The following is a 15,398-nucleotide window of genomic DNA, read 5'->3' on the forward strand; positions in this document are numbered from 1 at the left end:
TGCACTAGCTGTGTACTTATTGAAGAATTAATTAGATAGGTTTTTTATGGATAGCCAGTTAGTTTGCTCTGAAGTCATTGCAAAGAGTGGTATTGCTTTTGGTACCAGTGGTGCGCGAGGCCTTGTTAAAGATTTTACCCCTAATGTAAATGCTGCTTTTGCTTTAGCCTTTATTTCAGCGATAGATAATGAATTTAATTTTGACACAGTTGCAATTGCTATAGATAACCGCCCAAGTAGTTATGCAATTGCACAGGCATGTGCTGAGGTACTAAAACAGCGTGGCTTGAATGTTGTTTATTATGGTGTAGTACCTACTCCAGCACTTGCCTACAAGGCAATGCAAGACAATATGCCATGTATTATGGTAACAGGTAGCCATATTCCATTTGATCGCAATGGCTTAAAGTTTTACCGCCCCGATGGTGAGATTACAAAAGCAGATGAGCAAACTATTCTAGCAAGCAATGCTGTTTTCACAGCTTTACCTGAAAACCTTGCAGAGCTGACATTGGATACTACCGCTAGTGAATCTTACACTAAGCGTTATACCTCACTTTTCAGTGCTGATACGCTTAAGGGTAAGAAAATTGGTATTTATGAGCATTCAAGTTCAGGGCGTGATATCTATAAGGTATTGTTTGAGCAATTAGGTGCCGAGGTTGTTAGCTTAGGCCGCAGCAATGAGTTTGTACCAATTGATACTGAGGCTGTATCAGACGAGGACAAACAAAGAGCATTAGGTTGGTCAAAAGAGTTTTGCTTTGATGCTATTTTCTCAACGGATGGTGATGGCGATCGCCCACTAGTTGCTGATGAAAATGGCAATTGGTTACGGGGTGATATTTTAGGTTTGTTATGTAGCCAGTTATTAAATATCGAAGCGCTTGCTACACCGGTAAGTTGCAATACAGCAATTGAAAAAACTAAAAGCTTTAAAGAAGTTAAGCGTACTAAAATTGGCTCTCCCTATGTAATTGCAGAGTTTGTAAATTTAGCTAAGCACTACGCATCAGTCGCTGGCTTTGAAGCTAATGGTGGTTATTTACTGGGCTCAGATATTAACTATAATACAAAGCTGCTAAGAGCTCTACCTACAAGAGATGCGTTATTGCCTGCACTTATTTTATTTTCTCAGCAAAAGGATATTTCGAAACTTTTAGATAACTTACCACAGCGCTTTACTGCAAGTGATAGGGTGCAATGTTTTCCTCGCGAACGTAGTTTAAGTCTACTAACAGAGCTCAAGGAAGATGCGAGTGTATTCTTATCTAAATTAGGTTTTGAAGGAAGTTATGAAATAGACACAACTGATGGGCTACGCATAACGCTAAACGCGGGATACATTGTTCATCTTAGGCCTTCAGGTAATGCACCTGAGTTAAGGTGCTACGCAGAGGCTGAAAGTTACGAGTCAGCCCAAGAAATCGTGAAACAAGTATTAAAATTAGTAATTCAGTAACTCTAAAATTACACATTCATAAATGTGTTAGGTAGCTTTAGCACTGTACTTAATTTTGCAACTATTTTTGTTGCAGGCATTGCTAAAGCTACTTTTATAATGCTTACAATCAGTTAAGTTTCTCACGTAAAAGTTTTGACTATTTAAAAGAAAGAAGCGTAGCGAAAACAATCTTTTTGTATTAGAATTTTATCATCAATAAATTATAGACAATCAAATTCAAGGAAGGATTATGTTTATCGACCTCACATTTACTTTTTTAATTGCCTTTGCAATTCTATTTCTAATGCGCAAAGTAGCTAAAACCATTGGTTTAGTGGATAAACCATCTGGCAGAAAGCTACATACTGGCAATGTTCCGCTTGTGGGCGGAATATCAATTTGCATTACAATAGTTCACTATATATTTTCTCATCCCGGAATGATCCCTCATGCTGATCTTTTCATGATGTCTATTACTGCGTTAACAGTAGTTGGGGCAATAGATGATCGTTTTGATTTAAGTGTTAAAATACGCATGGGAGTGCAGGCTATTGTGTCGTTAGTTATGATATCTTTCGCTGACGCTGAGTTGAATAGCTTAGGAAACTTACTCGGCTTTGGGGGGATTCAACTAGGGGCAATAGGAGGTGTTATTACCGTTTTTGCAGTGATAGGTTGCATTAATGCTTTTAACATGGTTGATGGCATAGATGGCTTATTAGGGGGCTTGTCAATTGTTACGTTTGGTAGCATTGGTCTGTTATTAGCTATTGGTGGCGAGCAACATTTGAGCTATTTATGTTTGCTTTTAGTGGTTTGTATGTTGCCGTACATTACTATGAATTTAGGTCTTGTTGGCCGTAGACGTAAAGTGTTTATGGGCGATGCGGGAAGTATGATGATAGGCTTCACCGTGATCTGGCTTCTTATGGGGGCAAGCCAGAATGAAGGTAGCCCTCTGTTACGCCCTGTTACTGCATTGTGGTTGATTGCTGTGCCATTAATGGACATGGTTGCAATTATGTTCCGCCGTATCAAACAAGGCAAATCGCCTTTTAGGCCAGATCGCGAACACCTTCACCACATTTGCCAACGTTTAGGTATGTCGCCGCTGCAAACACTTTTGTTTATTTGCACTATTGCAGCATCATTTGCAGGAATAGGTATTTTAGGTGAAGTTCTAAAAATTCCTGAATTCATCATGTTTTATGGGTTCATTGCGTTATTTGTAGTTTATTTGGCAACTCTCCTAAATTATTGCAACGTTGTGAATTTCTTTCGCAAAAAACTAAACCTCCCTGAAAAAGTTTATACTTAGGGCTGATTTACATGATTACAGCCGTTAGTTATACACTTCCTAAAGGATCAAAGTTACATTATTCTTGGCATATATTTGCGTAATATACCTACGCTGGGTATTAGTGTTTCAAAGGTGAAACTTAAGAACTATAGTTCTAAGTAATACAGGCTTAGTGCTAGACAAACAGAAGTTTAAGGAATTTCATAATGAAAATTGCAGTTGTTGGTACAGGCTATGTTGGTCTGTCGAATGCAATGTTATTAGCACAAAATAATAAAGTAGTTGCATTAGATATTGATGAACAAAAAATTAGTTTATTGCAAGACAAGCAATCACCGATTGTTGATACTGAAATAAGCGATTTTTTAGTTAATAAACCGCTTAACTTTACTGCTACCACTAACAAAGAGTCAGCCCTGTTAAATGCTGAATTTGTTGTAATTGCTACCCCAACAGACTACGACCCAGATACTAATTACTTTAACACTCGCTCTGTTGAGTCGGTAATTAGCGATGTTTTGGCAATTAACCCAACCGCAACTATGGTGATTAAATCAACCGTACCTGTTGGTTACACTAAATCGGTTAAAGAGCAGTTTGGTACAGATAATATTATTTTCTCGCCAGAGTTTTTACGTGAAGGTAAAGCACTTTACGATAACTTACATCCATCACGCATTATTGTTGGTGAACAAAGTGAGCGTGCAAAAACATTTGCAAATTTACTTGCTGAGGGCGCCTTAAAAACTAACATCGATGTTTTATTTACTGACTCAACCGAAGCAGAGGCTATTAAGTTATTTTCGAATACTTACCTAGCAATGCGTGTAGCCTACTTTAACGAGCTAGACAGCTACGCCGAAAGTCATGGCCTTGATGCAAAGCAAATTATTGAGGGCGTAGGGTTAGATCCTCGCATAGGTAAGCACTATAACAACCCATCGTTTGGCTATGGTGGTTACTGTTTACCTAAAGATACTAAGCAGCTACTCGCTAACTACCAAGATGTACCTAACAATATGATTCGCGCGATTGTAGATGCCAATACGACCCGTAAAGACTTTATTGCAAATTCAATTATTAAGCAAAACCCTAAGGTAGTTGGTATTTATCGTTTAGTAATGAAGTCGGGCTCAGACAACTTTAGAGCATCTGCTATTCAAGGCATTATGAAACGCATAAAAGCAAAAGGTATTGAGGTGGTCGTTTACGAGCCGAGCTTTGAAGGAAATGCGTTCTTCAATTCGCGTGTAATTAGAGACCTTAATGAGCTTAAAAGTATCTCTGATGTAATTGTATCGAACCGAATGGCTGATGAGCTGCAAGATGTAGCCGACAAGGTTTATACCCGTGATTTATTCGGAAGTGATTAAGGAAAAGGCGGTATCGTAGGCGTGAAATTTATTTCTTTGGTAAGTCGTATCTCTTTTACTCTTTGTAAACATCAGTATTAAAGAAAAATAAAATTAAAAAACATTCAGCTTGTATCTACTTTGGTACTGTTAGTTTGGTGTTATTGTAGATTTAATTATTAAATAAGGGACTAATTATGAAAGCTGTGATTCCTGTTGCGGGCCTTGGCACCCGTATGCTTCCAATGACTAAAGCTATTCCAAAGGAAATGTTACCTATAGTTGATAAACCGCTTATTCAGTACATTGTTAACGAATGTATTTTGGCCGGTATAAAAGAAATTGTATTAGTTACACACAGCTCTAAAAACGCCATTGAAAACCACTTTGATACCAGCTTTGAGCTAGAAGCAACACTTGAAAAGCGTGTAAAGCGCACACTGCTTGAAGAAGTGCGATCTATTTGCCCGCCAGATGTAACCATTATGCATGTTCGCCAAGGCGAAGCTATGGGCCTAGGTCACGCAGTGTTATGTGCAAAACCAATTGTAGGCGATGACGACTTTGTTGTAGTACTGCCAGATGTAATTTTAGATGGTTACACCGCAGACCAAAGAACCGAAAACATTGCCGCGATGGTCAAGCGTTTTAAGGATGTTAAAGCAAGCCAGATCATGCTTGAACCTGTACCGCAAGAAAGTGTTCATAAGTATGGTATAGCTGATATCGGTGGCGTTAAAATTAAAGCGGGCGAAAGTGCGCCAATTAAAACTATGGTTGAAAAACCAAAAGCTGAAGAGGCACCTTCTAACTTAGCGGTTGTTGGCCGTTATGTGTTATCAAAAGCTATTTGGCCTTTACTTGCTAAAACACCTGCGGGAGCTGGTGGCGAAATTCAATTAACCGATGCTATTGATGAGCTGATGAAAACCGAAGTTGTGGAGGCTTTCCACATGAGTGGCCGAGCTCACGACTGCGGTGACAAGCTAGGTTATTTAAAAGCGATTATTGAGTACGGTATGCGTGATGAAAAACTAGGTGATGAGTTCTCTGAGTTTTTAAACGATATCGTTTCACCTAAAGTGAGTCATTTGAAAGCAGTTTAATCTGTTTTTGAGTTTCTGAAATATTCAAACGCCTACACTGTGTGTAGGCGTTTTTGTTTATTAGATAGAATTTTAAACACAAAGGGGGCGAGGATTACAGATTGAGATAATTAATAGACTTAAGGTGAATGTGTAGACTCTTTACTAAAGTGATATTTGATACCGTAGGTCTGAAATTTATTATGCACGTAAGATCTCTTTTGAACCACAGAGAGCACAGAGGTAAATACGGCAAGACTAAAAACTCAGAAAGAGCTGTTTGGTAGTGTTATGTTAGTTTGTGGGATGTTTTGGATACCAAAATTTTAAGAGCTTTGAACCACAGAGGGCACAGAGGAAGAGAAAGAGGTATAAGGTGCTTTATCTTCAGCCCGGTGTTTTATGAGCTTTAGAATTAATTTAATTTTCTCTATGTAGCGCGTAGCGCCTCGGTGTGCTCTGTGGTTCAGAGTGTTTATGTCTTTAATCTAATTAGAACCGCAGAGGGCATAGAGAGCACAGAGGAAGAGAAGGAGGTATTTAAGCTTTTTTCTCTAAAGCGAAGCGTCTAATAATCTATTTGTGAATCAAAGATCTTTTTATAACCACAGAGGACATAGAGAGCATAGAGTGAGAGAAAGAGGTATAAGGTACTTTCTCTTCTGTTTGGTGTTTTATGAGTTTTAGAATTAATTTGGTTATCTCTGTGTAGCGCGAAGTGCCTCGGTGTTCTCTGTGGTTTATAGTGTTTATGTCTTTAATCTAATTAGAACCGCAGAGGGCATAGAGAGCACAGAGGAAGAGAAGGAGGTATTTAAGCTTTTTTCTCTAAAGCGAAGCGTCTAATAATTTATTTGTGAATCAAAGATCTTTTTATAACCACAGAGGACATAGAGTAAGAGAAAGAGGTATAAGGTACTTTCTCTTCAGTTTGGTGTTTTATGAGTTTTAGAATTAATTTGGTTTTCTCTGTGTAGCGCGAAGCGCCTTTGTGTTCTCTGTGGTTCAATATGTTTTTACACAATTTGCACAAAGAGAAGTTAATGAGAAAAGAATGAGTAAGCCAAAAACATCTTAATTTATTCCACTGAAGCGAAGCGTCTCTTAGCCTCTTTGTGAATATTAATTTTCTTTAATGGTTGTCATAGTCTCTAGCCAGAAGCTATTTCAATCTTGGTTTTATCGCCCAGTAGGGCTTGGTATTTTTTAGCCAAGGTTGCTTTAGCTTCGTCATCGCCGTGAACAATTTTGATTAACTTTGGTTTCTTTTTCATGCCCGCTACAAACCTTATTAAACCGCTTTGGTCTGCGTGGGCGCTGTAGCCACTGATGGTATGTATTGCTGCATTTATATAAACCTTTTCGTTATTAATATAAACGTAGCCACCTCTAGGCCCATAAGTTTGAATATCGCGCCCTAACGTGCCCTTACCTTGATAACCCACAAAAATAATATCGGTTGTTTTGTCTGGTAAAAACCGCTCTAAATAATTAACGATTCTACCACCGGTGCACATGCCACTGGCTGCGATTATAATTGCTGGCTGTTGCCTTGAACTTAAAAAGTTAATGAGTGCCATGTGCTCTTGATGGGTATCAATTGTATGCAGCTGGCTAAAGTCTAACGGGTGGCGGCCTTGTTTTATGCGCCTTTTTGCCTCGTTATCCCAAAGGGTTTTAAAGTGTTGGTACTCAGCAGTGAAATTAGCAGCCATCGGCGAGTCAACAATAACTTGCAGCTTATGCCACATTGAATTTTTGCGTGCAGAGTGAATAATTTGCTCAAGCTCATAAAGTAGCTCTTGCGTACGGCCAATACTAAACGCAGGAATAAGCACCACGCCGTTATCTGCAACGGCTCGCTCTATAATATTTTTTAAAACCTTTACCCGTGCCTTACGGCCATCATGGTTTTTATCACCATAGGTAGATTCAATCACAAGCGTATCGGCACGATAGGGCGGTTTAGGCGATGGCAATAACGGTGTGTAAGGCGCACCCAAATCACCAGAAAATACTACTCTGTGGTTATTTGGCTTTTTACCAAGCTCAATTTCTAAATAGGCAGAGCCAAGAATATGACCGGCGCGTTGTAGGCGGATTTTAAATAAAGTTTCTTGGCTTTGGGAGCTCAAGGCTGCTTTTTCGGGGCTAAAGCCCACTCCTACAGGTATGGAGTACCATTTATTAAAATCTAGACTCACTATTTGCTGTTTTAGTCTTCTTATACAGGTGTTTATTATGGCTTCATCACGTGTTACGCCTAGTTTTAAGGCGTCTTCAATAACGAGTGGTAATAGTTTTGCGGTAGCAATAGAGGTATAAATTGGCCCTTTAAAGCCAGCTAAAAATAGGTAAGGTATGCGACCTACATGATCAATATGGCAGTGGGTAATTATAAGCGCTTTTACTGTAGATATATCAAAGTCGATGTTGAGATCTTCGTGGCTGTCTTCGCCCTGAAACAGCCCACAATCAATGAGTATTGAGTTGTTGTCGTCAATAATAAGCTGGTGGCACGAGCCTGTAACACCGTTAACTGCTCCGTGGTGTTTGATATGCATAATTATATCCTTATTTTTGAAGCACATGTTCAGCATAGAGGTTATTGATTACAACGGCAACGAGCAAAGTTCAACATGGAGTGATGGAATTTTCATAAATCACGGGCCATCAGTTTTCAGCTGTCAGTTTGAGGCTGAATGGTGTTGCTTGTTGGTGATGTGATAATTTGTTAGTAGGTTGCTGAATTCAGCCTAATTTTTAAAGAACATTTGCACAAAGAGAAGTGAATGAGTAAAGAATGAGGAAACCTTAATATTGTTTTCTTTTAAGCGAAGGATTTATAACTATTTTTAAGTTTTTAACTTTTTCTGACCACAGAGTACATAGAGAGCATAGAGGAAGAGAAGGAGAGACCAAACCTCTTTTAAATATTGGTTTCTCTGTGTAGCGCGCAGCGCCTCGGTGTTGTGGTTCAAATATTGTTTTTACACAAAGAGAAGTGAATGAGAAGAGAATGAGGGATCCTATAAATCTTATAAGTTGTTTTCTCTTAAGCGCAGCGTCTCTTATCCTCTTTGTAAATTAAAGATCTTTTTTCTAACCACAGAGGGCACAGAGAGCACAGAGGAAGAGAAGGAGAGACCAAACCTCTTTTAAATATTGGTTTCTCTGTGTAGCGCGCAGCGCCTCGGTGTTCTCTGTGGTTCAAATAAGTTTTGCACAAAGAGAAGTGAATGAGAAGAAAAAGAGGGATCCAATACATCTTATAAGTTGTTTTATCTAAAGTGCAGCGTCTCTTATCCTCTTTGTGATATTTTGGTTTTATCTATGATTTAAATTTCATTTTTGTATTAACTTTTTAAAGATGAATAACTAACTAAATTAATTAATTAATGCTATATTGGCGTTAACAAAAAATTCTAATAATTCTTCATGGATTCGAGTTATGCTAAAGGCGAACACTTTACTCATTAGCGGGTTAGCTACTCTTTGCGCTCCTGTGCTAGCTTCAGAAAAAATAAATAACTATCAATCTTTTACTGGCTATACAGGCCTAATTAATACTCCTAACGCAAGTGTTATTGATGTTGGCAATATTGATATTGGTTACAACAATATGCTTGACCTAAGAGGTAAAGAGTATGTTGATGGTCATAATTTTATTTTTTCAGCTGGTTTATTTGATGGCCTTGAGGTAAGTGGCCAAATAGCAGCCGAATCAATGAATGACAATTTGTTTTATACTGAAGGCAGTGGTCAACTGCGCGATTTATCATTTAATGCTAAGTATCAATTACCTTATATACCTAAAGAGTGGTTTACTGTTGCAATTGGTGCAAAAGATATCGGCGGTGCAGCAAATAACTACGAAACCTATTATGCAGTTGCCTCTAAAGAATTATGGGATTTTAGGTTCTCAGCAGGTTACGCTGTAAGTGAGCGTATTAGCGGCCAAATGGATGGCCCGTTTGCGGGGGTTGAATGGCAACCATTTGACTGGTTTGCACTACAAGCTGAACATGACGCAGATGCTTTTAATGCCGCAGCAAAAGTTACGGTCCCTAAAAAGTGGCTATATGATATAGGTGAATTAACATTCACTAGCCGTTTTTATAGCAATACAGACTACAGTGAAGAAGACACTTCATGGGGCGTTAATTTTAAAATGCCTTTATTCACAAAACCTGAATATGAGGCTATTGAAAGTGCGCCAGAACCCGTTTTATCAGAAAGTGACGAATTAGCATACTTTAAACTAACGGCTAATAAAGAACCTGTAACCATTAAAGACCCTAATGCACACCGTTATTTCGAAAGCAATAAAGAAATGACCAAACAAGCAGCTACTTTAAAGCATGCTTTGGTTAAAGATGGCTTCGAAAGTGTACAAGTCGGTTTTAACAGTGATAAGCAAATTGCAGTAAAATTTGAAAACTCAGTATTTAACCGTAACGACCTTGATGCTATAGGCCTTGTGCTTGGGCGCATTTCTCAATATGTAACCAGCGAAGGTGCTGAGTTTAATGTAATGATGTCTAAGCAAGATATTCCTCAGCTTAGCTTAAAAGGTAATGTAGACGAATACCGCGAATTTATTCTTGCGAAAAAACACCCAGAAGTAATTGTTTTTCAAGGCTCAATGCCGTTGCCAAGAGCATTAACTTGGGTTGGTTTAATGAATACAAGTACGCCTTATTTTAAACCAAGAGTGTCACTAAGCCCTGTGCTTAGAAATAACTACGCCACTGAACTTGGCGTATATGATTTTTCATTTGCGGTGCGTGCAGACGTTGATGTGCCATTATGGCAGGGAGCTGGGCTTAATTTTGGTGGCCAAGTGCACGTAGCCGACAGTGATGACTACGAAAAAGATGCACCGTTTAGATATTATCGCGAAGAGTCAGAGTTCGACAGAGCAACACTTTATCAAACATTTGCATTGCCTTACGGTATTTATAACCAAACCCAAATTGGTTATTTTAAAGATTACCAAGACTATATGGGTATTCAAAACGAAACAACTTGGTTAAGCCCTGAAGGCCGACATAAAGTGAGTGCCAATATAGGGTATTTCGATTATCAAGATTATGATGCACACAAAGATATCCAGGTAGTTTCTTATCAGTTTAATTGGGTTGAACAAGACATTACCTTGCATGCTGAGGCTGGTAATTACTTTTATGACGACTCTGGTTTTAAAGTTGAAAGCCGCTTTTGGTTTGGCGATAGTTATCTTGCAGTTTATGCGCAAGACACGAGCGTGAAAAAAATTGGCTTTGCTTTTAGCATCCCGCTTACACCAAGAAAAGACATGAGTGTGAGCCGCTATGGCCAAATTAAAGGTAACCAAGCATGGCGTCACGTAATTGATACTCAAGTGGGTCAATCTCATAATAATGTAGTATTTAACCGTGCGTACACGCCATTTAATAATATAAGCTTAGACCGCAAGTTCTTAAATCAAGGTCGTTTATCAAAAGCTTATGTGTATGCTAACTTTAGCCGCTTGCGAGATGTATACCTAGAATATAAGTAACCAATTTACCTATGTTTTTTTTCTGTTAATTTGAATACACAGAGAATGAAATTATTTTTTGTAATCATAATTGATGGATTGTAAATATTACCTATAATTCACATTGAGCCTTTTTAGTGAAAAATAAAGGCTCAATATGCGAAATGACTGTTGCAAATGTTGTGATTGTTATTTAACCTACTAGGTAGCTGTGTAAAGTTGTTACCTAATAACTCTTAGATTAGAGTCGGGCTAATAACTTTTCATTATTAATCGACCTTATTTGATACGTTTATTTAAAAAAGGAATAAAAGGACTCCCTATGTTTACTAACAAAAAAACGCTACTAGCAATGTCTGTAGCATCTGTTTTTGCTCTTTCAGGCTGTTCGAGTGATGACGACAAAAATGAGGTCGTACCTGATCCGGTAGATCCACCTGTAACCGTCATTGTTCCACCTGAAGCGCCTGCTGAACTAGGCCTAGTTGTTAACACTAGTGTTATTGATTCTGCTACAACTGATGTGGTTGATGCTACCGTAACATTTTTAGAAGACGGTGTTGTATCTAGTAACATCGTTGATGTTGATGGTGAAGCGTTAACAACTACTACAACTGAAGACGGTAGTGTTACTTTCACCGTTAAAGACGGTGCAACACTTGAAGAAGTAACTGTAAACGTAACTGCAGATGGTTATGTTGGTAAAACATTCGCAGTTAGCCTAGTGGCTGAAGAAGGCGAAACTTCAATTGATCAAGTTTTACCTCTTACATCAAAAACTGCTGAAGGTATTGCCGATACTGTAGTTGAAGCTACAGTTGAAGCGGGTGGTACTACTTCTGCACCAATCGAAGCAGCTACTGAAGAAGGCGCTTCAAGTGCGTCTGCAACTGTACCAGCGGGTGTTATTTTACTTGATGAAAATGAAGAACCTGTATCTGGTGAAATTTCATTAAACGTAACAGGCGCTGATGCTACATCTTCTGCAGCACAATCTATTGTACCAGCAAATATTAATGACGCTGATGCAGAAACAACAGTTAAAGCTGTTGGTGTTGCTAATGTTACAATGACAAACAGCGAAGGTAAGAAAATTAAGAAATTCTCTGACCCTATCACTGTTTCAATGGCTATTCCATCTGACACTATGATCAATGGTGAAGCTATTCAAACTGGCGATATGCTAGGTCTTAAGTCTCATAACGAAGACACGGGTTTATGGCAGTCAGAAACTAATATGGTAACTGTAGGTGCTCTTAATGCAACTTCAGGTACTTACACTGGTAGCTTCCAAACAAGCCACTTAACATTCTTTGCTTCAACTGCACCGGTAGATGTTTGTAGTTCGGGTATTTCTGTAGCTGTTAGTGGTGATGATGTTCCAGCTAAAGGCTTAACGGTTTCTCTAGATTCTTCTGATGCAAGCTACACTAGTAAAATTAGCTCAAACAGCTCAAATAATATTGTAGTAACTTCGGGTCAAGCTAAGAAAGAAGGTATTTCTTCTAGTGCAACTGCATCTGTAACTGTAACTGACGGTAACGGTCAAGTTTGGTTTGAATCTAACGGCGAAGTTGATGTATGTGGTGAGGTACCTGTAGTACTAGCTAATCCAGTAACTTACACTTCAGAAGATTTCACTGTAACGGCTGCATGTTCTAACGATTCTACTCAAACAATCGATATGAGCGGTGCTCTAGTTAAGTATAGCTTAGCTAACAAGAAGAAAGTTGTTGCTTCAGGTTCAGGTGGTACATTCTCACTAGCTGACCTTGTTGAAGGTAGCACTTACAATGTAACTGTTAATGCACGTATCCCACTGTCTACAGGTGGTTCTACTGCAACTACAACTATTACTGCTGACGGTACTGCTGAGTCAATCGCATTATCTGCAGTTTGTGAAACAGTAACTGGTAGCTAATATATTTGTTAGTAATACTCAGGGTTTAATCCCTAAATAAAAAGCCGCTTTAAGCGGCTTTTTTTTGTCTGGATTATAGTAGCCGTAAGCCATCAGGCTGAATTGCGATGTGTTTGTTTACTGCTATTGTGGTGAATGCCATACGAGCCAAGCAAGCGTGACGCCTACGGTGGATGTAGGCGTGAAATTTATTTCGCGCATAAGATCTTTTTTGCGAAAAGAGAAGTGAATGAGGAAAGAACGAGAAGACAATAACATACCAAATTGTGTTTCTCTAAAGCGTAGTGCCTCTTATCCTCTTTGTGAATATAAAACCTAGCCCTTGTTTATATCTAAAATCGCTTTTAACGTGTGCTCTTTTTCAAGAATATCGCGATATAGAGCAAATTGGTTGCGGGCGCGCTCAAGGTTGTGGTTTGCATGTTTGGTGGCAAAGTAATTATCGCCATCAATAAAGTCTGTTAAAAAGCGCAGGCCAATCATAAAGGTCATGACCTTGGTGCCTAACCAAAAGCTTTCTTTTTCGGCGTTGGTGATCACATCTTGTAGTGGCTCGACATAACCTTTAACGATGGCAGCAAAGATCTCTTCACGAACACGTACATTATTTAGATTGGTTGAATCTTCTTGCTCAGGTGAGCAGAAGGTGCGCACCATGTCGCCAAAATCAAATAGCCAATAACCTGGCATACAGGTATCTAGGTCGATAACTGCTTTTGCATCATCTGACTGTGTGCAAAACAGCATGTTATTGATTTTTGTATCGTTATGGCATGGTCTTAAAGGAATGTTACCTTCAAGCTGTTTTAGCTCTTCAACAAGAGATTGCTGAGCTAAACAAAAGTCGATGTCGTCTTGGCAAAGTGCTACACGATTTACAGGATCTTTTTCGAGCACCTTTTTAAAGGCATCAAAGCGCATCGCTAAGTTATGAAAATCAGGGATCACATGATGTAGCTGTTCAGCCTGAAAATCTTGTAAAGCCAGTGCGAATTGGCCAAATGCATTGGCTGCAGTTTGTGCTTGCGAGATAGTTGCTACAACATCTTCACTATAACTGCCGCCAATAAATTCGAGTGCACGCCAAACACCTTGATCGCATTCAACTAAAAAGTCATTTTCGAGAGTTGGAATATGTCGAATAATTTCGAGGTTATATTCACCATTGCTAAGCTTTTCGCTTAGGTGTTGCTCAATTAGCCGTGCATTTTCAACTAGGTGCTCAGGATTAGGGAACACATCGGTATTTAATTTTTGCACAACTAAAGCGTTTTCTTCAGCTTTAAGCAACATGGTTGTGTTGATGTGGCCATTGCCAATTGGCTTTAGCGTTACGTTATCTGTACCTAAGCCAAAGTGCTCAGAAAGATAAGTTGCAACAGGATTCGACTTCATTAATTTTCCATTACTTATTTTTTGCAAGAAGAGGCGAGGGCTAATCGTTTTGTTTTTGACGTAACTGACATAAAGTGTGTGCTATTGCATCCAATTCAGCTTTGTAGGTCACGCCATACCATGGCTCTTTTGCAGTATAAACGGTTACAGCTTGGCGGTTATCTTTAATCGCGAGTTGTATCTCATTGGGTAAATAGTACTCTTTAATGACACCGTTGTCAGTATTTTCTAAAAACTCAATAAAGCCTTTTTCTAAGTCTTTAAATAAACTAGGTGTTATTCCCCAAAAGCTCATTGAGCCAAGTGAATCGTCAGCTATTGCTAACCTTTCACCATCTGGGTTGTTACCCTTTAAAACATTATTTTCGAGTTTAATATCTAGGTACTCAACCACATCAGTCAAGTGCTGCAGGCTATTAACAGAGCATACACCACGGTTTACACCACCCTGTGCCGAAAGGGTATCTTTTATCGGGTAACCTACCATGGCCCAGTTACTATGCTGTTTGAAGTGTTCGCTAAGAACAGCAAAAGAAGACTCGCCATAATAATCATCGGCAGTAATGACAATAGCAGGGTTATTCACATAGGGTTTTGCACAAAGTAAAGCATGGCCTGTGCCCCACGGCTTTTGGCGTTCAGCGGCTAAGTGTTCATAACCATTTGGCACAGCACTAATTGCTTGCTCAACTAGAATTACTTCAAGCGATTCAGGCAGGCGCGGTAAAATTGTTGCCTCAAACTCAGCACGAATTTTTTTATTAATGATGATCACCGCTTGGCTCACACCTGCTTTAACCGCATCTTGAATACTAAGCTCCATAATGGTACAGCCCAGCCCCGGAATTTCGGCAATTTGTTTGTTTCCGCCAAAGCGGCTACCCAGCCCGCCAGCCAATACGATTAAAGTAAGAGAGTGTTGAGTCATCGCGCATGTTAAATAAAAAACAAAGGAAAAGTGTACCAGAAACAATCACGCAGGAGGAAGAGGAAGGGAGCTTTAAGCTTTAATTCATAAGTTTTAAGTCGAGTGGTGTTGTTTGTTGGTTCTGTATTAATTTGCAGGCTTGGTGCTAAATGCAAGACGCGCCAAGCAAGCGTGACGCCTACGGTTTGATGTAGGCGCGAAGTTTATTTCGCGCGGAGAGCTTGATTGAACCACAGAGGGCATAGAGAGCACAGAGGAAGAGAAGGAGAGGCCAAACCTCTTTTAAATATTGTTTTCTCTGTGTAGCGCGAAGCGCCTCGGTGTGCTCTGTGGTTCAATATGTTTTTGCACAAAGAGAAGTGAATGAGAAGAGAATGAGGAAACCACGAGATTATTTTTACTTCCTCTGAAGCGCAGCGTCTCATAATCTCTTTGTAATAATTTGTTTTCTC

At 39.2% G+C, this 15,398-nt stretch carries 9 protein-coding genes; 6 read left to right on the forward strand and 3 right to left on the reverse strand.

The genetic code is table 11. The annotated features are described in order from the left end of the window. Positions 1-46 precede the first annotated feature (46 nt). From J3455_RS07260 to galU, 4 genes are all read left to right on the forward strand, one after another. Complete coding sequence (locus J3455_RS07260; protein WP_349561426.1) at positions 47-1,462, forward strand: phosphomannomutase; 1,416 nt, start codon at positions 47-49, stop codon at positions 1,460-1,462. A 232-nt stretch (positions 1,463-1,694) separates the two neighbouring features. Next, positions 1,695-2,762, forward strand: coding sequence for a UDP-N-acetylglucosamine--undecaprenyl-phosphate N-acetylglucosaminephosphotransferase (wecA, locus tag J3455_RS07265; protein WP_130050494.1), 1,068 nt, complete (start codon positions 1,695-1,697; stop codon positions 2,760-2,762). A gap of 188 nt (positions 2,763-2,950) precedes the next feature. Further along, complete coding sequence (locus J3455_RS07270; protein ID WP_130050495.1) at positions 2,951-4,117, forward strand: nucleotide sugar dehydrogenase; 1,167 nt, start codon at positions 2,951-2,953, stop codon at positions 4,115-4,117. Positions 4,118-4,293: 176 nt separating this feature from the next. Further along, positions 4,294-5,202, forward strand: a complete 909-nt coding sequence (galU, locus tag J3455_RS07275) for a UTP--glucose-1-phosphate uridylyltransferase GalU (RefSeq protein WP_349561427.1) — start codon at positions 4,294-4,296, stop codon at positions 5,200-5,202. Positions 5,203-6,332: 1,130 nt separating this feature from the next. Here galU and J3455_RS07280 read toward each other — a convergent pair. Next, positions 6,333-7,745: an MBL fold metallo-hydrolase RNA specificity domain-containing protein gene (locus tag J3455_RS07280; RefSeq protein ID WP_349561428.1), complete on the reverse strand. Its 1,413-nt coding sequence runs from the start codon at positions 7,743-7,745 to the stop codon at positions 6,333-6,335. A gap of 887 nt (positions 7,746-8,632) precedes the next feature. On the opposite strand from J3455_RS07280, the gene J3455_RS07285 reads away from it, so the two are divergent. Together J3455_RS07285 and J3455_RS07290 are read left to right on the forward strand one after the other, a co-directional pair. Continuing rightward, the gene (locus J3455_RS07285) at positions 8,633-10,723 is read left to right on the forward strand and encodes a YjbH domain-containing protein (protein ID WP_349561430.1); all 2,091 of its coding nucleotides are present in this window, start codon (positions 8,633-8,635) and stop codon (positions 10,721-10,723) included. Positions 10,724-11,024: 301 nt separating this feature from the next. Next, a complete protein-coding gene (locus J3455_RS07290) occupies positions 11,025-12,623 on the forward strand; it encodes a hypothetical protein (RefSeq protein WP_130050500.1) in 1,599 nt (532 codons plus the stop codon). A 315-nt stretch (positions 12,624-12,938) separates the two neighbouring features. On the opposite strand, the gene J3455_RS07295 is transcribed toward J3455_RS07290, so the two are convergent. Beyond that, entirely contained in the window at positions 12,939-14,018 is a 1,080-nt protein-coding gene (locus J3455_RS07295) for a phosphotransferase enzyme family protein (protein WP_349561432.1), read from the reverse strand. A gap of 40 nt (positions 14,019-14,058) precedes the next feature. Further along, on the reverse strand, positions 14,059-14,946 hold the full coding sequence (locus tag J3455_RS07300; RefSeq protein WP_349561434.1) for an NTP transferase domain-containing protein: 888 nt from the start codon (positions 14,944-14,946) through the stop codon (positions 14,059-14,061). Between the last annotated feature and the right edge of the window lie 452 nt (positions 14,947-15,398).

The organism is Pseudoalteromonas sp. NFXS39 (assembly GCF_040148775.1).
GTDB lineage: Bacteria > Pseudomonadota > Gammaproteobacteria > Enterobacterales > Alteromonadaceae > Pseudoalteromonas > Pseudoalteromonas apostichopi.

Bases quoted from the DNA above. Each gene is read 5' to 3' on its own strand.
- J3455_RS07260 (WP_349561426.1), top strand. From the start codon at position 47: ATGGATAGCCAGTTAGTTTGCTCTGAAGTCATTGCAAAGAGTGGTATT.
- J3455_RS07300 (WP_349561434.1), bottom strand. From the start codon at position 14,946: ATGACTCAACACTCTCTTACTTTAATCGTATTGGCTGGCGGGCTGGGT.
- J3455_RS07270 (WP_130050495.1), top strand. From the start codon at position 2,951: ATGAAAATTGCAGTTGTTGGTACAGGCTATGTTGGTCTGTCGAATGCA.
- galU (WP_349561427.1), top strand. From the start codon at position 4,294: ATGAAAGCTGTGATTCCTGTTGCGGGCCTTGGCACCCGTATGCTTCCA.
- wecA (WP_130050494.1), top strand. From the start codon at position 1,695: ATGTTTATCGACCTCACATTTACTTTTTTAATTGCCTTTGCAATTCTA.
- J3455_RS07295 (WP_349561432.1), bottom strand. From the start codon at position 14,018: ATGAAGTCGAATCCTGTTGCAACTTATCTTTCTGAGCACTTTGGCTTA.
- J3455_RS07285 (WP_349561430.1), top strand. From the start codon at position 8,633: ATGCTAAAGGCGAACACTTTACTCATTAGCGGGTTAGCTACTCTTTGC.
- J3455_RS07280 (WP_349561428.1), bottom strand. From the start codon at position 7,745: ATGCATATCAAACACCACGGAGCAGTTAACGGTGTTACAGGCTCGTGC.
- J3455_RS07290 (WP_130050500.1), top strand. From the start codon at position 11,025: ATGTTTACTAACAAAAAAACGCTACTAGCAATGTCTGTAGCATCTGTT.